At 72.8% G+C, this 19,050-nt stretch carries 16 protein-coding genes; 3 read left to right on the forward strand and 13 right to left on the reverse strand.

What is annotated here, in order from left to right; genetic code table 11:
* Positions 1-4: 4 nt before the first annotated feature.
* Complete coding sequence (gene pgi / locus SRB5_RS12660; protein WP_153451913.1) at positions 5-1,657, reverse strand: glucose-6-phosphate isomerase; 1,653 nt, start codon at positions 1,655-1,657, stop codon at positions 5-7.
* A gap of 9 nt (positions 1,658-1,666) precedes the next feature.
* Positions 1,667-2,872, reverse strand: a complete 1,206-nt coding sequence (locus SRB5_RS12665) for an MFS transporter (RefSeq protein ID WP_153451914.1) — start codon at positions 2,870-2,872, stop codon at positions 1,667-1,669.
* A 148-nt stretch (positions 2,873-3,020) separates the two neighbouring features.
* Here SRB5_RS12665 and SRB5_RS12670 point away from each other — a divergent pair, with 148 nt between their 5' ends.
* On the forward strand, positions 3,021-4,190 hold the full coding sequence (locus tag SRB5_RS12670) for a hypothetical protein (RefSeq protein WP_153451916.1): 1,170 nt from the start codon (positions 3,021-3,023) through the stop codon (positions 4,188-4,190).
* A 32-nt stretch (positions 4,191-4,222) separates the two neighbouring features.
* On the opposite strand, the gene SRB5_RS12675 is transcribed toward SRB5_RS12670, so the two are convergent.
* From SRB5_RS12675 to uvrC, 9 genes are all read right to left on the reverse strand, one after another.
* Complete coding sequence (locus SRB5_RS12675) at positions 4,223-4,558, reverse strand: RNA polymerase-binding protein RbpA (RefSeq protein ID WP_323377818.1); 336 nt, start codon at positions 4,556-4,558, stop codon at positions 4,223-4,225.
* Positions 4,559-4,630: 72 nt separating this feature from the next.
* Positions 4,631-4,858, reverse strand: a complete 228-nt coding sequence (gene secG / locus SRB5_RS12680) for a preprotein translocase subunit SecG (protein WP_323377819.1) — start codon at positions 4,856-4,858, stop codon at positions 4,631-4,633.
* 134 nt (positions 4,859-4,992) lie between these two features.
* The gene (tpiA, locus tag SRB5_RS12685) at positions 4,993-5,766 is read right to left on the reverse strand and encodes a triose-phosphate isomerase (RefSeq protein WP_153451918.1); all 774 of its coding nucleotides are present in this window, start codon (positions 5,764-5,766) and stop codon (positions 4,993-4,995) included.
* A 5-nt stretch (positions 5,767-5,771) separates the two neighbouring features.
* Positions 5,772-6,983: a phosphoglycerate kinase gene (locus SRB5_RS12690; RefSeq protein WP_153451920.1), complete on the reverse strand. Its 1,212-nt coding sequence runs from the start codon at positions 6,981-6,983 to the stop codon at positions 5,772-5,774.
* Between the two features lie 127 nt (positions 6,984-7,110).
* On the reverse strand, positions 7,111-8,115 hold the full coding sequence (gap, locus tag SRB5_RS12695) for a type I glyceraldehyde-3-phosphate dehydrogenase (RefSeq protein WP_323377820.1): 1,005 nt from the start codon (positions 8,113-8,115) through the stop codon (positions 7,111-7,113).
* 220 nt (positions 8,116-8,335) lie between these two features.
* On the reverse strand, positions 8,336-9,313 hold the full coding sequence (gene whiA / locus SRB5_RS12700) for a DNA-binding protein WhiA (RefSeq protein ID WP_153451921.1): 978 nt from the start codon (positions 9,311-9,313) through the stop codon (positions 8,336-8,338).
* Positions 9,304-10,344 (reverse strand): gluconeogenesis factor YvcK family protein, encoded by a 1,041-nt coding sequence (locus SRB5_RS12705; protein WP_323377821.1) that lies wholly within the window; start codon positions 10,342-10,344, stop codon positions 9,304-9,306. The genes whiA and SRB5_RS12705 overlap by 10 nt, the downstream gene beginning before the upstream one ends.
* A gap of 78 nt (positions 10,345-10,422) precedes the next feature.
* Positions 10,423-11,388, reverse strand: a complete 966-nt coding sequence (rapZ, locus tag SRB5_RS12710) for an RNase adapter RapZ (RefSeq protein WP_153451923.1) — start codon at positions 11,386-11,388, stop codon at positions 10,423-10,425.
* An 85-nt stretch (positions 11,389-11,473) separates the two neighbouring features.
* Positions 11,474-13,465 (reverse strand): excinuclease ABC subunit UvrC, encoded by a 1,992-nt coding sequence (gene uvrC, locus SRB5_RS12715; protein ID WP_153451925.1) that lies wholly within the window; start codon positions 13,463-13,465, stop codon positions 11,474-11,476.
* Positions 13,466-13,600: 135 nt separating this feature from the next.
* Between uvrC and SRB5_RS12720 the strand changes: the two genes are divergently transcribed.
* Positions 13,601-14,218: a DUF1707 SHOCT-like domain-containing protein gene (locus SRB5_RS12720; RefSeq protein ID WP_153451927.1), complete on the forward strand. Its 618-nt coding sequence runs from the start codon at positions 13,601-13,603 to the stop codon at positions 14,216-14,218.
* Here the strand turns inward: SRB5_RS12720 and SRB5_RS12725 are convergent, their stop codons facing one another.
* Positions 14,219-14,647 carry a QcrA and Rieske domain-containing protein gene (locus SRB5_RS12725; protein ID WP_153452034.1) on the reverse strand — a complete coding sequence of 143 codons (429 nt, stop codon included), beginning with the start codon at positions 14,645-14,647 and terminating at the stop codon, positions 14,219-14,221.
* A 21-nt stretch (positions 14,648-14,668) separates the two neighbouring features.
* On the opposite strand from SRB5_RS12725, the gene SRB5_RS12730 reads away from it, so the two are divergent.
* Positions 14,669-15,622, forward strand: coding sequence for a carbohydrate kinase family protein (locus SRB5_RS12730; protein WP_323377822.1), 954 nt, complete (start codon positions 14,669-14,671; stop codon positions 15,620-15,622).
* On the opposite strand, the gene SRB5_RS12735 is transcribed toward SRB5_RS12730, so the two are convergent.
* The gene (locus tag SRB5_RS12735) at positions 15,619-18,996 is read right to left on the reverse strand and encodes a phosphodiester glycosidase family protein (protein ID WP_153451928.1); all 3,378 of its coding nucleotides are present in this window, start codon (positions 18,994-18,996) and stop codon (positions 15,619-15,621) included. The genes SRB5_RS12730 and SRB5_RS12735 overlap by 4 nt on opposite strands.
* Between the last annotated feature and the right edge of the window lie 54 nt (positions 18,997-19,050).

Genomic DNA, 19,050 nt, shown 5'->3' on the forward strand with positions numbered 1-19,050 from the left:
GCCGTCAGCGGTTGCGCAGCGACCGGTAGCGGTCCACCAGCGCCTGCGTCGAGGTGTCCAGCCCCTCGACCTCCGCGCCCTCGGTCAGCGCGGGCTCGATGCGCTTGGCGAGGACCTTGCCCAGCTCCACGCCCCACTGGTCGAAGGAGTTGATCTGCCACACGGCGCCCTGGACGAACACCTTGTGCTCGTACAGCGCGACGAGCTGCCCCAGCACCGACGGCGAAAGCTCGGAGGCCAGGATGGTCGTCGTGGGGTGGTTGCCGCGGAACGTGCGGTGCGGGACGAGGTCCTCCGCGACGCCCTCGGCCCGTACCTCGTCCGCCGTCTTCCCGAAGGCGAGCGCCTGGCCCTGGGCGAACAGGTTGGCCATCAGCAGGTCGTGCTGCTCGCCGAACGGCCCGAGCTCCGCGATCGGCCGGGCGAAGCCGAGCAGGTCGGCCGGGATGACCTTGGTGCCCTGGTGGAGCAGCTGGTAGTAGGCGTGCTGGCCGTTGGTGCCGGGCGTACCCCAGACCACCGGTCCGGTCTGCCAGGCGACGGGGCGGCCGTCGAGGTCCACGGACTTGCCGTTGGACTCCATGTCCAGCTGCTGGAGGTAGGCGGTGAACTTGGAGAGGTAGTGGCTGTACGGCAGCACCGCGTGTGCCTGCGCGTCGAAGAAGCCGCCGTACCAGACGCCGAGGAGGCCGAGCAGCAGCGGCGCGTTGGCCTCGGGCGGGGCGGTGCGGAAGTGTTCGTCGACCAGCCGGAAGCCGGCCAGCATCTCGCGGAAGCGGTCCGGGCCGATGGCGATCATCAGGGAGAGGCCGATCGCCGAGTCGTACGAGTAGCGGCCGCCGACCCAGTCCCAGAACTCGAACATGTTCTCCGTGTCGATGCCGAACTCGGAGACCTTCTCCGCGTTCGTCGACAGGGCGACGAAGTGCTTCGCGACGGCCTCCTGGCCGGCGCCGAGGCCCTTCAGCAGCCAGTCGCGGGCGGCGGTGGCGTTGGTGATCGTCTCGATGGTGGTGAACGTCTTGGACGCGACGACGAACAGCGTCGTCTCCGGGTCCAGGTCCCGCACGGCCTCGTGCAGGTCGGCGCCGTCCACGTTGGACACGAAGCGGAACGTCAGCTCGCGGGCGGTGTACGGGCGCAGCACCTCGTACGCCATCGCCGGGCCCAGGTCGGAACCGCCGATGCCGATGTTGACGACGGAGGTGATGGGCCGGCCGGTGTGCCCGTGCCAGTCGCCGGAGCGGATCCGGTCGGCGAACGTGCCCATCCGGGTGAGGACATGGTGCACGCCCTCCACCACGTTCACGCCGTCCACCTCGACGCGCTCGGCGTGCGGTGCCCGCAGCGCGGTGTGCAGCACCGCCCGGTCCTCGGTGACGTTGATCTTCTCGCCGCGGAACATGGCGTCCCGCAGGCCGGCGACGCCGGTGGCGGCGGCGAGTTCGCGCAGCAGCCGCAGCGTCTCGTCGGTCACCAGGTTCTTGGAGTAGTCGAGCAGCAGATCCCCGACCTGGACGGTGTAGCGGTCGGCGCGCTCGGGGTCGGCGGCGAACAGCTCCCGCAGCTGGGTGGTCCCGAACTCCTCGCGGTGCCGGGCGAGAGCGTTCCATTCGGGAGTCTGGTCGAGCCTGATGCTGGATGTCTTCTCGGGCATGCCTCAACCCTAAATCCTCGCGATCGAACGTGCGGCGACCACCAGGGGTACGGCGCCGCACGCCATCAGCACCGCCGCCACCAGCACCGGCGTGTTGAGCGGCCACAGTTCGGCGACCCCGCCGGCCGCGACCGCGCCCAGCGGGGTGCCGGCGATCGTCGCCGTACGGAAGGCGGCGCTGACCCTGCCCAAGAGGGCGGCGGGGGCGCGCTCCTGGAGGACGGTGACCTCCACAACCATCGTCAGCATCCCGGCGAAGCCGAACACCGCGAGCGCGACGGCCGCGACGGGCAGGGACCGTACGGTGCCGAAGACCGCGAGGGCCGCCGCCTGCGCCGCGATCGCGGCCGGCAGCGCACGGATCCGCCCCAGCCGTTCGGCGAGCGGGCCGGCGGCCACCATCCCGGCGCCGTACGCGGTGAGGACGACGGCGTACCCGGTGGCGCCCGCGCCCAGCCAGCCGGTGATGTGCACGACGAGCACCCCGATCACCATGCCCACGGCGGCGTTGCAGACGACGGCCGACACCCCGACGGCCCGCAGCGTCCGGTCCCCCCACAGCGCGCGCAGCCCCTCGGCGACGTCGCCGCGCAGGGTGCGGCCGGCGGGCGCGGGGGTACGGGCGGTGGGGACACCGGCGACAAGTGCCGCCGCCAGCGCGAAGCTCACCGCGTCCACGGCGTACGGGAGGGCGAGCCCGGCGCCCAGCAGCAGGGGTACGAGGGGACCGCCCACGAAGCGGTACGCGACCTCCTGGCCGGTCAGCAGCCGCCCGTTGGCCCTGGCCAGCAGCTCGCGGGGGACGACGGCGGGCAGCAGGGCGGTGGCGGCGTTGTCGAACACCGTCTGCAGGGTGGTGAGGGCGAACGCCAGCACCAGCAGCAGCCAGATCCGCGCCTCCCCCGCCCATACGGCGACCGCGAAGGCCGCCGTCAGCACGGCCCGTACCGCGTCGACCGCCGCCATCGCCCGGCGCTGGTCGACGCGGTCGGCGACGGCGCCGCCGAGCAGCCCGAACAGCAGCCAGGGCAGGAACTGGGCGGCGGCCACCAGGGAGACGAGCAGCGGCGAGTCCGTGAGCCGTACGGCGAGCAGCGGCAGCGCGGCACCGCGCAGCGCGTCCCCGAACCGCGACACGACCGCCGCGCTCCACAGCCGTCCGAATCCCCCGCGCCACCGCAGCACCGGCGCCGTACCGGTCGTCTCAGTCGTCATGGACGCAGCCAACAGCCCGCCCGGGCCGCGTGCCTCGGGCGAATGCCCTATCGGGGGGCCTCAGTTGTCGTGCCCGCCTGTCGGCGCTCACCGGCCGTACCGCTACGATCACCCGCCAAGCAGCGTTTTCCGGGGGAGGGAGCACGCCATGGAGGTACTGCGCTGGCGGACCGGCGACGGTCCGATGGCCGAGTGGATCGAGCGGGTGCAGCGGCTCGTGTTCGGCCCCGGGACGTTCGAGCTGTCCGGTCCGGCGGTGTGGCCGGACCATCCCTACGGCATGGGGCTCGGCTCCGGGCTGGACGCCCGCGGGGTCGCCGAGCTGCTGACGGCGGACGGGGTCGGCCGGCTGTACGTGTCCTTCTCCCGCGGGATGACGCTGACGGCGCCCACGGCCGACATCCTCGCGGTGACCGGACGCGCCGCGGACGGCCGCGGCTCCGGTCACCGGGCGACGTACACCCCGGACGGCCCGGTGAAGCTGGCGGCGCCCGTCCGCTCCCCGGCGGAGCTCGGCGCCTGGCTGGACCAGCTGGCGCCGCTGTTCCCGGCGCCGGTGGAGGTCCCGGACCGCTCCACGGAGCCGTTTCCCGTCCCGCTGGCGACGGGCCTGCTCAGCGGCCCGGACACGGTCACGGTGTGCGTGGACACGCTGACCTCCCGGGAGAGCGTGGTCAACCCGACGACCGTGGTCTCCGTCGCCGCCGACCCGTCCCGGATCCCGGTGGACGCCGCCCTGGGCTGCCATCCGGCGGTGCTCCGTACGTATCCGGCGGCCACGTCCCGCGAGCTGGCGCACGCCCTCGCCGGGCTGGCGGCGGCCTGGGGCGCCCCGGCGGACGACGGCGCGCCGCCGGAGCGGGCCTCGTACCGGCGCGGGACGACGCTGCGCGTCCTGCGGATAGAGCACCGGCGCGCGACGCTGCGCCTCTCCCGCCCCGGCGCCCCGGAGCTCCACGTGACGGGGGACGTCTCCCGGCCCGCGGCCTGGACGGCGCCCCTCTTCTCCCCCGCCCTGCACGAGTCCCGGTCCACGGGCTCGCGGCGCGGACTGCAGCGCTGGCTGGAGGGCGTCGGGCAGGCGGTGTACGGCGGCCCCGCGGCGTGGTCCGTCACCGGGGCGACCGACTCCCCCGCGATGCCGCTGGGGGCCGCGGACCTGGCGCGGTGGCTGAAGGAGAACTGCCCCGGGCGCCGGCTCTCCGTCGGGGAATTCACCCCCGAGGGCGAGACGGAACTCCTGAGCACCCGCACCCGCGACGGCTGGGCCACGGTCACCGGCCGGCGCCGCCCGGACCCGGGGACGCCAATGGCCTGACCCCATGGGGTCAGGCCACCGTCAGGACGCGGTCAGATCTCGCCCCGGAGCTTCGCCAGCGCCTCGGCGAGAATCGCCTCGCCGTCGGCGTCCGAACGACGCTCGCGCACATACGCCAGATGCGTCTTGTACGGCTCCGTACGCGGCGGGTCCGGGGGATTGTCCCGGTCCTGCCCCGCGGGGAACCCGCAGCGCGGGCAGTCCCACGTGTCCGGCACCTGCGCGTCGCTCGCAAAGCTGGGGCGTGTCTCGTGCCCGTTCGAGCACCAGAAGGAGACCCTGAGGCGCGGGGCGGACTCGCCGCGCTCTGCCTCCCCCATCGGCCCCGCTCCGACCCGGCTGCCCCGGATCGCGTTGCCACTTGCCACGGTCGTTACTCCCTGCGTGATGGTGCTAAGAGTCGCCCCAGTCTACGTACCCCGGCGTACTGCGGAAGCCGCCTAGTCGAACTTCATCAGCAGACCGAGTACGACGATGATGGCAAACCAGATCAGACCCACAACGACGGTGATGCGGTCAAGGTTGCGCTCGGCGACCGACGAACCACCCACGGACGACTGCATGCCACCGCCGAACATGTCGGACAGGCCGCCGCCCTTCCCCTTGTGCATGAGCACCAGCATCATCAGCAGCCCGCTGAAGATGATGAGGGCGATCGAGAACCCCACGACCACGGCTGGACCAACTCTCTCAGAACGGACAAATTTATAAGACTAGCGGGGGCCGGGCGGAATCGGTGCCCAGGGACACGCCGACCGGTCCGACCCCCGACAGGGTACGCCGAAGAGGCCTCCCGGGCCTACTACTGGTCCCGGAACCGCACGATCTTGACGAATTCGTCGGCGTCCAGCGCCGCCCCGCCGACCAGTGCGCCGTCGACGTCCGGCTGCGCCATGATCGCGGCGACGTTCCCGGCCTTGACCGAGCCGCCGTACTGGATCCGCACCCCGTCCGCGAGTTCCTGGCTGTAGAGCTCGGCGAGCCGGCCGCGGATCGCCCCGCAGACCTCCTGCGCGTCCTCGGGGGTGGCGACCTCGCCGGTGCCGATGGCCCACACCGGCTCGTACGCGATCACGATCGTCGCCGCCTGCTCGGCGGGGATGTCCTTGAGCGCGCCGTCGAGCTGGTTCAGCGTGTACTGGACCTGCTGGCCGGCCTTGCGGATGTCCAGTCCCTCGCCCACGCACAGGATCGGCGTGATGCCGTACTTGAACGCGGCCTTGACCTTGGCGTTCACGATCTCGTCGGACTCGGCGTGGTACTGCCGGCGCTCGGAGTGGCCGATCGCCGTGTACGCGCACTTCAGCTTGGCCAGCATCGGACCGGAGATCTCCCCGGTGTACGCGCCGGAGTCGTGCGCCGAGATGTCCTGGGCGCCGTACCTGATCTTCAGCTTATCGCCGTCGACGAGGGTCTGCACCGACCGGAGGTCGGTGAAGGGCGGCAGGACGGCGACCTCGACGGCCTCGTAGTCCTTGTCCGCGAGGGCGAAGGCGAGCTTCTGGACATGGGCGATGGCCTCGAGGTGGTTGAGGTTCATCTTCCAGTTGCCCGCCATCAGGGGCGTACGGGTCATGGGGGTCAGTCCTCCAGTGCGGCGAGGCCGGGGAGCGTCTTGCCCTCGAGGTATTCGAGGGAGGCGCCGCCACCGGTCGAGATGTGGCCGAACGCGTTCTCGTCGAAGCCCAGCAGCCGGACCGCGGCTGCGGAGTCACCGCCGCCGACGACCGAGAAGGCCGGACTGTCGACGAGCGCCTGCGCGATCGCGCGGGTGCCCTCGGCGTAGTCGGGGTGTTCAAAGACGCCCATCGGACCGTTCCAGAACACGGTGCCGGCGTCGGCGATCCTCGAGGCGAAGAGCTCGCGGCTCTCGGGGCCGATGTCCAGGCCCATCAGGTCCGCGGGGATGTTCTGCGCGGACACCGTCTGCGGACCGGTGTCCGCCTGGGCCTTCAGGTCCGGGAAGCCGGGGCCGGCGACGACGTCGACGGGGAGCACGAACTCCACGCCGAGCTCCTTGGCCCGGGACAGGTACTCGGTGACGGCCGGGAGCTGGTCCTCCTGCAGGAGGCTGCCGCCGACCTCGTGGCCCTGGGCCCTGAGGAAGGTGAACACCATGCCGCCGCCGACGAGGATCCGGTCGGCCTTGGTGAGCAGGTTGTCGATCACCGCGAGCTTGTCGGAGACCTTGGAGCCGCCGAGGACGACGACGTAGGGCCGCTTCACCTCGTCGGTGAGCTGCTTCAGCACGCCCACCTCGGTGGCGATGAGCCTGCCCGCGGCGTGCGGGAGGCGGGCGGGCAGGTCGTACACCGAGGCGTGCTTGCGGTGGACGGCGCCGAAGCCGTCGCCCACGTACAGCTCGGCCAGGGCCGCCAGCTCGTCGGCGAAGGCGCCGCGCTCGGCGTCGTCCTTGCTCGTCTCGCCGGCGTTGAAGCGCAGGTTCTCCAGCAGCGTGACCTCGCCGTCGCCGAGGGCGGCGACGGTGGCCTTCGCGCTCTCACCCACGGTGTCGGTGGCGAAGGCCACCGGCCGCCCGAGGATCTCGCCGAGCCGCACGGCGGCCGGGGCGAGGGAGAACCGCGGGTCGGGCGCACCCTTGGGGCGCCCGAGGTGCGAGGCGACGATCACCCGGGCGCCGGCCTCGGCCAGCGCGGCGATCGTCGGGGCGACGGCGCGGATCCGGCCGTCGTCGGTGATGGTGGTGCCGTCCAGCGGCACGTTGAGGTCGGCGCGGACGAAGACCCGCTTGCCGGTCACGCCCTCCGCGAGGAGGTCGTCGAGCGTCTTCATGGTCGGGGACTCCCGGTACTGCGGATTTGTGCACGAGTCGGTGAACAGGGGGGCGACACACGGGCCCCGCAGGGGCGTTCGAGAAGCCGCTGCGGGGCCCGGCGTGTCACTGTCTGGGGTCGTACGGTCAGAGCTGCCCGCCGACGAAGACCGTGAGGTCGACGAGACGGTGGGAGTAGCCCCACTCGTTGTCGTACCAGCCTACGATCTTCACCTGCGTGCCCTGGGCCAGGGTCAGCTTGGAGTCGAAGGTGCACGAGGCCGGCCAGCCGACGATGTCGGAGGAGACGATCTCGTCCTCGGTGTACTCCAGGATGCCCTGCAGCTGACCGGAGGCGGCCTTCTGGAAGGCGGCGTTGACCTCCTCGCGGGTGACCTCGCGGGTCAGCTCCACGACCAGGTCGGTGACCGAGCCGGTGGGCACGGGCACGCGCATGGCGATGCCGTCCAGCTTGCCCTTGAGCTGCGGGAGGACCAGGGCGGTGGCCTTCGCGGCGCCCGTCGAGGTCGGGATGATGTTCACCGCGGCGGCGCGGGCGCGGCGCAGGTCCTTGTGCGGGAAGTCAAGGATCCGCTGGTCGTTGGTGTACGCGTGGACCGTCGTCATCAGGCCCTTGACGATGCCGAAGTTCTCGTCGAGGACCTTGGCCATCGGCGCCACGCAGTTGGTGGTGCAGGAGGCGTTGGAGATGACGTGGTGGCTGGCCGCGTCGTACTTGTCCTGGTTGACGCCCATCACGATGGTGATGTCCTCGTCCTTGGCCGGGGCCGAGATGAGGACCTTCTTCGCGCCGGCCCGGATGTGCTTCTCGGCGTCGGCCTTCTTGGTGAAGATGCCGGTGGACTCGATCACGATGTCCGCGCCCAGCTCGCCCCAGGGCAGGTTGGCGGGGTCGCGCTCGGCGAACGTCCGGAACGTCTGCCCGTCGACGGTGATGCTGTCCTCGGTGTGGCTGACCTCGCGGTTCAGCCGGCCCAGGATGGAGTCGTACTTGAGCAGGTGAACCAGGGTGGCGATGTCGGTCAGGTCATTGACACCGACGACCTCGATGTCCGCACCCTGCTCCAGCAGTGCCCGGAAGTAGTTGCGGCCGATACGGCCGAAGCCGTTGATGCCTACGCGGATCGTCACGAACCGATCTCCTCGTTGGTAGCCGGGTGTGCGGCCCGGCGAGCGTGATTTGGGATGTCCCCGACCGCTTCCGACCCTACCTCGTGAAGCCCTTGCGGGGTGCCCCGACCCCACTCGGAAAGGGGTTTCCGGTCACGTTGCGTGATCAATGGAGCGGGGGTCCGCTCACACGCGCGGATCCGGACGGATCGGTCGGACACGGGCGCCCGGCCCATGCCCGTCAACCGACCATTTCCTCCGTCAGATTGGACTCCGTACCCGGGATACCGAGGTCCGAGGCCTTCTTGTCGGCCATCGCCAGCAGCCGGCGGATCCGGCCGGCGACCGCGTCCTTGGTGAGCGGCGGATCGGCGAGGGCACCGAGCTCCTCCAGCGACGCCTGCTTGTGCTCCATGCGCAGCCGGCCGGCCGCCGCGAGATGCTCGGGGACCTCCTCGCCGAGGATCTCCAGCGCCCGCTGCACCCGGGCCCCGGCGGCCACTGCCGCGCGGGCCGAGCGGCGCAGGTTGGCGTCGTCGAAGTTCGCCAGCCGGTTCGCCGTGGCGCGCACCTCGCGGCGCATCCGGCGCTCCTCCCAGGCCAGCACCGACTCGTGCGCCCCGAGCCGGGTCAGCAGCGCCCCGATCGCGTCGCCGTCGCGGACGACGACCCGGTCCACGCCGCGCACCTCGCGCGCCTTGCCGGGGATGCCGAGCCGCCGGGCGGCGCCGACCAGGGCGAGGGCGGCCTCCGGGCCGGGGCAGGTGACCTCGAGCGACGAGGAGCGGCCGGGCTCCGTGAGCGAGCCGTGCGCGAGGAACGCGCCGCGCCAGGCGGCCTCCGCGTCGCAGGTGGCGCCGGAGACGACCTGGGGCGGCAGCCCGCGGATCGGCCGGCCGCGCCCGTCGACCAGGCCCGTCTGCCGGGCGAGCTGGTCACCGCCGGCGACCACCCGCACCACGTACCGCGAACCGCGGCGCAGCCCGCCGGGGGCCATCACCACCAGGTCCGAGTTGTGGCCGAAGATCTCCAGGATGTCCTTGCGCAGCCGGCGCGCGGCGATCCCCGTGTCGAGCTCGGCCTCGATCACGATCCGGCCGCTGACGAGGTGCAGCCCGCCCGCGAACCGCAGCGTCGCGGAGACCTCCGCCTTGCGGCAGCAGGTCCGGGTGACGGGGAGGCGGGAGATCTCGTCCTTCACCGCGCCTGTCATCGCCATGGGCCGATCCTTCCATGCATCCGGAAAATACGGTCGTACGCGGCTGCCAGCAGCTCCGGGTCGTGCCGGTCCGTGCTGCCGGCGGCGGCCACCGCCGCCAGCTCGACCGAGGCCCCGAGCCGGCCGGCGGCGGCCAGCAGCCGTTCCCGGTCGGGGACGCCGGACACGGCCGCCTCGTCGGCGAGCACCACGTCGAAGGCGAGTTTAGGGGCGTGTCGTGCCAAAACCTCCACATGACGCTGCGGGGAAAATCCTTCCGTTTCTCCCGGCTGGGGTGCCAGGTTCAGCGAGAGCACCCGCCGGGCCCTGGTCTCCGTGAGGGCGTCGCGCAGCTCGGGGACCAGCAGATGCGGGATCACGGAGGTGAACCAGGACCCCGGGCCGAGGATCACCCAGTCGGCCTCCAGCACCGCCGCCACGGCCTCCGGGACGGCCGGCGGGTCGTACGGGACGAGCTGGACCCCGACGACCTCGCCCTCGGTGAGCGCCACGTTGGCCTGGCCGCGGACGGTCGACAGCTCGTCGGGGCGGGCCCTGTCCAGGCCGCGGACGTCGGCGGTGAGCTCCAGCGGCACGGCGGACATCGGGAGCACCCTGCCCTGCGCGCCGAGGAGCCGGCCGACCAGGTCCAGGGCCTGGACGTGGTCGCCGAGCTGCTCCCACAGGGCGACGATCAGCAGATTGCCGACGGCGTGCCCGTGCAGGTCGCCCCGGGAGGCGAAGCGGTGCTGGATGACCCGGGCCCAGGTCTGGCCCCAGTCGTCGTCCCCGCACAGCGCCGCCAGGGCCTTGCGCAGATCGCCGGGCGGGAGCACGTCGAGCTCGTCGCGGAGCCGGCCGCTGGAGCCGCCGTCGTCGGCGACGGTGACGACGGCCGTCAGATCGCCGGTGATCCGGCGCAGGGCCGCCAGGGACGCCGACAGGCCCATACCGCCGCCGAGCGCGACGACCTTGGGCTGGGCCCCGCCCCGGCGCCGGGTGGCGCCCCGGCGGCGCAGCCGGATGGTCCGGCCGATGGTGCTGCGTGTCACAGCGGCTGCCTCACTATCACCTCACGAAACGCCGTCCCCCTCGGAGGACGGAAACCACTGCCGACCGCGCGGGAGCGCTCACTCCCGTCCCATGTCACGGTGGACGATCACCGTCTCCACGCCGTCCGAGGCCAGCCGGCGCGCCAGGCGCTCCGACATGGCGACGGAGCGGTGCTTGCCGCCCGTGCAGCCGACGGCGATGGTCACGTAGCGCTTGCCCTCGCGCCGGTAGCCCGTGGCGATCAGGCGCAGCAGCTCGGCGTACCGGTCGAGGAACTCCTTGGCGCCGGGCTGGTCGAAAACGTACGTGGCCACCTCGTCGTTCAGCCCGGTGAAGGGGCGCAGCTCGGGCACCCAGTGCGGGTTCGGCAGGAAGCGGCAGTCGACGACCAGGTCGGCGTCGACGGGCAGGCCGTACTTGTAGCCGAAGGACATCACCGTGGCCCGCAGCTCCGGCTCGTCCTCCCCCGCGAACTGGGCGTCGAGCTTGGCGCGCAGCTCGTGCACGTTCAGCGAGGAGGTGTCGATCACCAGGTCGGCGTCGCCGCGCAGCTCGCGCAGCAGGTCCCGCTCGGCGGCGATGCCGTCGACGATCCGGCCGTCGCCCTGCAGCGGATGCGGCCGGCGGACGGACTCGAAGCGGCGGACCAGGGCCTCGTCGGACGCCTCGAGGAACACCGTGCGCCGCGTGACGTGCTTGGCGCTGAGGTCGGCGAGGGACTCGCGGAGGTTGTCGAAGAAGCGCCGGCCGCGGACGTCGACGACGACGGCGATCCGGGCGACGTTGCCCTGGGAGCGGGCGCCGAGGTCGACCATGGTGGGGATGAGCGCGGGCGGCAGATTGTCCACCACGAACCAGCCGAGGTCCTCCAGACACTTGGCCGCGGTGGAGCGGCCGGCGCCGGACATCCCGGAGATGATGACCAGCTCGGGGATCGCCGCCTCGGCCGCCTCGCCCGGCTCGATCGTCGCACCCCCGATCGCCTCGCCGGCCGTCGCTTCGGTGCTCGTCCGGTCCGTCTCGTCCGCGTCGCGCTCGTTCATCCGTTTGCCCCCGGTCGTCGGTTCCGTACTGCTGTGGATCGTGCCGCCGGATCGTACCGGCCGCTGTGTCAATCGTGCCTCTGCGTCAATCGTCTTCCATGATCTCTCCCGTGGCGGTGTTCACCGCGGGAGCGGCGGGCGAGGTCTTGGCCAGGGCCGCGGCGATCGCCTCGGCCGTACGGCGGCCGATGCCGGGGACCTCGCACAGCTGGTCAATGGTGGCAGCCCGGAGCCGTTTGAGTGACCCGAAGTGCTTGAGCAGGGCCGTGCGCCGGGTGTCGCCCAGGCCCGGCACGTCGTCCAGCGGGCCGGCCTTCATGCTCGCCGCGCGCTTCTTGCGCTGGTAGGAGATGGCGAAGCGGTGCGCCTCGTCCCGGACGCGCTGCAGCAGATACAGGCCCTCGCTGGAGCGGGGCAGCACCACCGGGTCGTCCTCGCCGGGCAGCCAGACCTCCTCCAGCCGCTTGGCGAGCCCGCAGACGGCGACGTCGTCTATGCCGAGCTCGGCCAGGGCCTTCGCGGCGGCGGCGACCTGGGGCCGGCCGCCGTCGACGACCACGAGCTGCGGGGGGTAGGCGAACTTCTTCGGGCGGCCGGTCTCGTCCCGCGTGGTGTCCGGGACCTCACCCTCGGGAGTCCCGTCGGCGGGCTGCTCGCCGACGCCCTCACCGGTACGGGCCTTGTCCGCCAGATAGCGCCTGAACCTGCGGGTGAGCACCTCGTGCATCGCGCGGACGTCGTCCTGGCCGGCGAAGCTCTTGATCTCGAAGCGCCGGTACTCGCTCTTGCGGACGAGGCCGTCCTCAAAGACCACCATCGAGCCCACCACGTCGTCGCCCTGCAGATGCGAGATGTCGTAGCACTCGATGCGCAGCGGCGCCGTGTCCAGGTCGAGGGCCTGCGCGATCTCCTCCAGGGCGCGCGAGCGCGTGGTGAGGTCGGAGGCGCGTTTGGTCTTGTGCAGTACGAGGGCCTGCTGGGCGTTGCGCCGGACCGTCTCCATCAGCGCCTTCTTGTCGCCGCGCTGCGGGATGCGCAGGTCGACGCGCGAGCCCCGGCGGCCGGCGAGCCACTCCCGGACCGGCGCGACGGGCTCGGGGAGGGCCGGGACCAGCACCTCGCGCGGCACGGCGTCGCCGCTCTCCTCGCCGTACAGCTGCTGCAGGGCGTGCTCGACGAGGCCGGCGGAGGTGACGTCCTCGACCTTGTCCGTGACCCAGCCGCGCTGGCCGCGGACCCGGCCGCCGCGGACGTGGAAGATCTGCACGGCGGCCTCCAGCTCGTCCTCGGCGAGGGCGATCAGGTCGGCGTCCGTGGCGTCGGTGAGGACGACGGCGTTCTTCTCCATGGCGTGGCGCAGCGCCTCGATGTCGTCGCGCAGCCGGGCGGCCCGCTCGTACTCCATCTCCTCGGACGCCTCGCGCATCTGCGTCTCGAGCCGCCTGAGGTAGCCCGCCGTGCGGCCGGCCATGAAGTCGCAGAACTCCTCGGCCAGTTCGCGGTGCTCCTCGGCGCTGATCCGGTCCACGCAGGGGGCGGAGCACTTGCCGATGTAGCCGAGGAGGCAGGGGCGGCCGATCTGGCGGGAGCGCTTGAACACGCCGGCGGAGCAGGTGCGTACGGGGAAGGCGCGGAGCATCAGGTCGACCGTCTCGCGGATCGCCCAGGCATGGCCGTACGGGCCGAAGTAGCGCACGCCCTTCTTCTTCGGGCCGCGCATCACCAGGACGCGCGGATACTCCTCGTTCATCGTGACGGCCAGGGACGGATAGCTCTTGTCGTCGCGGTACTTGACGTTGAACCGCGGGTCGTACTCCTTGATCCAGGAGTACTCCAGCTGCAGCGCCTCGACCTCGGTGGAGACGACCGTCCACTCCACGGACGCGGCGGTGGTCACCATCGTGCGCGTGCGCTGATGGAGTCCGGCGAGGTCCTGGAAGTACGACGCGAGGCGCTGGCGGAGGCTCTTCGCCTTTCCGACGTAGATCACCCGGCCGTGCTCGTCCCGGAACCTGTACACCCCCGGGGAGTCGGGGATCTGCCCGGGCTTGGGGCGGTAGGTGGAGGGATCGGCCATGGTCCCCACCCTACTGGGGGCGTCCGACAGTCATTCCCGGCGGACTTGGCCCGTCGGCATGTCGCGATATAGCGTGGACGTTCAGGTCAGCGTCGTCCGTGTGCCGCGGACGACGGCCCGGGAACAGGGGGAACGATGTCGGCAGAGGTCTCGCCCAGCGGTCAGGACTCGGGGGCCGGGGGGCCGAAGGGCCCGCTGCCCGCCCTGCGGGCCTCGCACGCGGACCGGGACCGGGTGGTGGACGTGCTGCGGATCGCCGCCGGGGACGGGCTGCTGACCTCCGAGGAGCTGGACGAGCGGGTGGAGGCGGCCCTGTCGGCGCGGACGGTCGACGAGCTGGGCCCGCTCACCGCGGATCTGCCCGGGAGCGCGGCCCCGGCCCGCGCCGGGGGCGACGACACGGCCCGGATCGAGCGGCGGTTCAGCACGGTGACGCGCGAGGGGCGCTGGCCGGTCCCCCGGCGGATGGAGCTGGACACCGAGTGGTCGGCGGTGACGCTGGACTTCACGGAGGCCGTCATCACCCACGACACGCTGGTCATCGACGTGGACATGCAGGGCAAGACGCTGACGCTGATCACTCCGCCGGGGGTCGTGGTCAACACGGACGACCTGGCGCTGGAGCACGCCCGGCTCCGGGTGCGCCGGACACCGGACGCCGGGGAGCGGGTCGTGCTGCGGGTGGAGCTCGTCGGCACGAAGCGCTTCGGGCGGGTGCTGGTGCGCCCGCCGCGGCGGCGCAGGCGTCGTTAGTCAGGCCCGGGTGGCGATCAGCTTTCCGCCCCGGACCCCGACCGGGATCGGCGGCAGCGGAACCGACGCCGGGCCGTGGCGGACGTCGCCGTTCGTCGCGTCGAAGCGGCTGCCGTGGCAGGCGCAGTACGCCTCGGTGCCGTTGACCTCCGTGACCACGCACGCCTGGTGGGTGCAGACGGCGCTGCGGCCCTCGTACACGTCCGCCTTCGGCCGGCTGACGATCACCCGCTCGGTGCGGTAGAGCTTCGCGCCGCCGACCGGCACCGCCTCCGGGTCGCCGAGGTCGATGTCGCCCCTGGGGCCGGTGTTCTCCTGGTGGGCCGGGGTCTCCGTGGAGCACGCGGTCGCCGCTCCGGTGGTGAGGAGAGCGGCGGCGGCTCCGCACAGGACGGTACGGCGGGGGGTGCCGGAGGTGGGATCTGTCATGGGATTGACGATACTGGTGGGGTGATCGTTGTCGGCGGCGAGGCCCTGATCGACCTGGTACCGGCGGATCCGGGCGGTGCGCCCGGTCCCCTGGCGCCGCTGCGGCCGCTGCGCGGCGGCGGCCCGTACAACACGGCGCTCGCGCTGGCCCGGCTGGGCACCGCGACGTCCTTCTGCTCCCGGGTGTCCACGGACGCCTTCGGGGAGGCGCTGCTGGCGGGGCTGCGGGCGGACGGCGTGAACCTGTCTCTCGTCCAGCGCGGGCCCGAGCCGACGACCCTCGCGGTGGCGACGGTGGGGGCGGACGGGTCCGCGGAGTACGGGTTCTACGTCGAGGGCACCGCCGACCGGCTGTTCGAGGAGCCGGCGGTGATGCCGGACGCCGCGAAGGCGCTCTGTCTGGGGACGTGTTCGCTGGTGCTGGAGCCGGGCGCGACGGCGTACGAGGCGCTGCTGCGGTGGGCCGCCCACCACCGGGTGTTCACGCTGCTCGACCCGAACATCCGGCCGGCGCTCATCGCGTCCCCGGCCGCGTACCGGGCGCGGTTCCGGTCGTGGCTGGCGGACGTGCCGCTGCTGAAGCTGTCGGAGGCCGACGCCGCGTGGCTGGCGGACGGGCAGGACGTGCCGCGGGCGGCGGAGGGCTGGCTGGCGGCGGGGCCGGCGGCGGTCGTCATGACGCACGGCGCCGAGGGGCTGTCCGTGCTGGCGCGCGGCGGCCGGCCGGCCGGGGAGGGGGCGCTGCGCTGCACGGTGGCGGCGCCGGCGGTGCGGGTGGTGGACACCATCGGCGCCGGTGACACGGTGAACGCCGCGCTGCTCCACTGGCTGGAGCAGCGCGGCGCCCTGTCCCGTCCGGCGGTGGCGGCCCTGGACGCGGCGGCCTGGCACGAGGGCCTGACCTACGCCGCCCGCGCCGCGGCACTGACGTGCACGCGGGCGGGGGCGGAGCCGCCGTACGCGGGCGAGCTCTAGCTCACTGTCACCGGCGACGCCTGCGGCACCCCGTTCACCGTCACCGTCAGCGTGCCCGTCCCCGGACGCAGGCCGGTGAGGACGCCCGTCGCCGGGTCGTACGCCGCCACCGCGCCGTCCGGGGCGTGCGACGGCGCGCCTATCCAGAGGTTCGGCGTCCCCGTCCAGTCACCGCTGACCGGCCACGCCACCGGCACCTGCCGGGTCGTCGCGCCGATCGACTGCGTCACGGACGCCGTCACGGCCGCCTCCTCGCCGGCCCCCAGCTCCGCCGGCGCGTTCAGCGTGAGGCCGTCGACGTGCGGGCGGGTCTGCACGGTCACCCAGTCGGGGCCGCCGGTCCACGGCTTCAGCCGCGCCGCGTTCTGCTCCCCGGGGCTGACGGCGTCGACCCCGATGAGCGACCAGCCGCTGAAGCCGCCCTCGGCGGGCGGGGTCGCCGGGTTCTTGCCCGAGTTGCCGTTGATGAAGTACGGGACGCCGTCGACGTGCTCGGCGTGGAACGTACCGACGTGCGAGCCCACGAAGAGGACGCCCTTGCCGGTCGTACGGCGGAAGTCGCCGAGCCAGTCCTCCATCAGGGCCGCTTCCTTGCGGTCGTTCAGCTGGCTGCCCTTCTGCGGGGTGGGGTCGCGCGGCGGCACGTGTTCGATGACCGTCACCGAGCGGACCGCCGGGTCGGCCGCGGCGGCGTCGAGCTGCGCGCGGAGCTCCTTCAGCTGCGCCCAGCCGCCGCCGCGGACGGTGAGCCGCGAGGTGTCGAGGGTGATGAACCGGGTGCCCTTGTGGTCGAACGTGCGCTGGGCGGGCCCGAATTCGGACACGAAGTTCTCGATCGTGCCGCCCATCACCTCGTGGTTGCCCGGCACGTAGTACCAGGGCAGCTCGCCGCCCAGCTCCTCGTCGAGCACCCGGTGCGCGAGATCCAGGTCGGCGGGCGAACCCTCGTCCACCAGATCGCCGTTGACGACCACGAAGTCCGGGTGCTGCGCCTTGATCTCCCGCAGCGTCCGCCGTGCGGCCCGCACGATGTCGCTGTCGGGGTCACGGGCCACGAACTGCGCGTCGGACATCACCGCGAACCGCCAGTCCCGGCCCTGTACGTCCGTCCCGGTGCCGATCAGCGGGTCGGCGACGGCGGGAGCGGGCGGCAGGTCGACGGCGGGCGGCGTCTGCGCCGTCAGCCCGTCGATGACGATCTCGCTCGCGTACTGGTGCGCGGGCACCGTCTCGGCGATGTAGAAGCGCACGACCTTCAGCGGGTACGTGATGCCCTGCGGCACCTCGAACGTCAGCTGCTGCCAGCCGGGTTCGGTGAGGTACGGCGCCCGCAGGATCTGGGTGACGCCCGCGCCGTCGGTGAGCTGCAGCGACGGCCAGGCGCCCTTGCCGTCGCTCTTCACCCACAGCCCGAAGCTCTTCGGCTGCCCGGGGACGGCGATCTGGGCGGGCGGCAGGGCGTAGATGGCGCGGGTCGCGGTGGACTGGGTGAAGTCGTACGTCATCCTCAGCCCCGTCCCCTCGTGCGCGTCCGCCGTCGGGGCGATCGCGCCGGTGGCGCGGGCTGTGGTGTACGTCCACTGCGCGGCGTCGTCGAACGTGGCGACGTCCTGCTCGTACAGCCCCGCCGTCACCGCGAGGACGGTGCTGTGGCCCTGCACGGTGGCCGTGACCCGGGTCGCCAGGGCGTCGGGGGTGGCGGCGCGGACGGTGAAGCCGCCGGCCGCCGGGTCCGGGGTGACGGTGATGAGGCTCGCGTCGTAGGAGAGGTCGACGTCGGCGGGGTCGATGGGGGCGCTGTGGCCGGAGGCGTCGAAGCCGGTGAAGCCGAAGCCGGTGCGGTCCGCCGCGTCCTTGAGGCCTACGCGGTCGTTGGTCGGGCGGATGCGGGCGAGACGGTCCAGGACCGTCAGCGTGGTCGCGCCCTTCGCGGTGCCGCGGTGGGCGGTGAGCTGTGTGGGGCCGCCGTGCTCGCGGGCGGTGAACACGCCGTCGGCGCCGACCGTCCCGGAGCGCGGCTCGCTGGAGGTCCAGTAGGCGGGGGTGCCGTCGGCGGGGCCGTACGTCTCGTCGTAGCCGGCCGCCGTCAGCGCGCGGTGCAGGCCGGGGAAGACCCGCTCGGGGTGGCCGCCGGGGACCTGGTCGGCGGAGGGGGCCTTGGCCGGGTCGGCGGCCGTCTCGACCCAGAAGCCGGTGAGGTCGCCGGTGCCGTCGGGGGCGGTGATCGCCAGGCCGTTGGGGACGACGCGCTCGAAGCCGTCGGAGGGGGTGTTCTCCAGCTGCGGGGTGTCGGAGCCGGGTTCGCGGGCGACGAGGGTGGAGGAGCCGCCGCCGTCGAGGTTGAGGGCGCTGTAGGCGCCGAGCTGCTTCATCATCAGCGCCAGCTCGGTCAGTGTGACGCCGCCGGTGTCGCCGGAGCGGCCGTCGACGGTCAGCACGTGCATGGTGCGGCCGTCTTGCGAGAAGCCGACGGCGGTACGGGCGGCGGCCGGGTTGTTCGGCCTGCCCTCCCAGTTCTGCGCCACGCCGTCGAGCACCAGGACGCCGCGGCCGCCGACGACGGTGCGGGGCACGTCGCCGCCGTCGGTGACGGGGCGGTACTCGGTTCGTACGGCATCACCGGGCGTCAGCCGCGCGAGGACGTCGGCGCCCGCGTCACGGCCGAGCAGGACGGTGGTGTCCTCGGGGATGGCGCCGGTGCCGGGCGCGGTGGCGACGGCGGTCACCACGCCGCCGCGCACGGTCACTTCGGTGGTACGGGCCGCGCCGTCGACGGTCAGCGCGCGGTCGGCGGTGCCCCAGTGGGCGGTGTACATGCCGATGCCGCCGCCGGGGACGTTGGCCGCGTTGAAGGAGGCCAGCTCGTGCGGTCCGTCGGGGAGGGTGACGGTGCCCTCGAAGTACAGCTTCAGCAGCCGTCCGGCGCTGTCCGCGTCGATGCCGACGGCCTCCTCGGCGCCGGCCGAGGGCGAGTGGGTGACCTGTCCGCCGGCTATGCCGGGGCCGAGGGGGGCGCCGGTCTCGTTGATGTCGAAGAAGTCGGCGTTGATCGCGGCGACGGTCCGCCGCCCCTCCCCCGCGTCGTGCGTCTTCACGAGGTCGGCGACCGTCTTGCGCCCGGACACGTCGTCCGCGAGGTAGTCGACGCGGGCGGAGCCGCCGAGGTCGACGCTGAGGGCGTCCGCCCGCAGCCACTTGTCGGACTCCAGCCGGTCGAACGACGTGAGCTCCACCCCCGGCGCGATCGGCCGGGACGTGGAGCCCAGATCCATCCCGTCGTTGTCGGCGATCGCCGTCGGGGTGACGGGATCCTGCGGTACGCCGTCGGCGAGCGCGGGCGTCGTGGCGAACGCGAGGGCGGCCGCCGTGGCCATCAGTGCGGTTCTGCTGCCGTGGAATCTCCCGCGCCGGTTCGTTCCCAACACAAC

It is taken from the genome of Streptomyces smaragdinus (assembly GCF_009604385.1).
Taxonomy (GTDB): Bacteria; Actinomycetota; Actinomycetes; order Streptomycetales; family Streptomycetaceae; genus Streptomyces; species Streptomyces smaragdinus.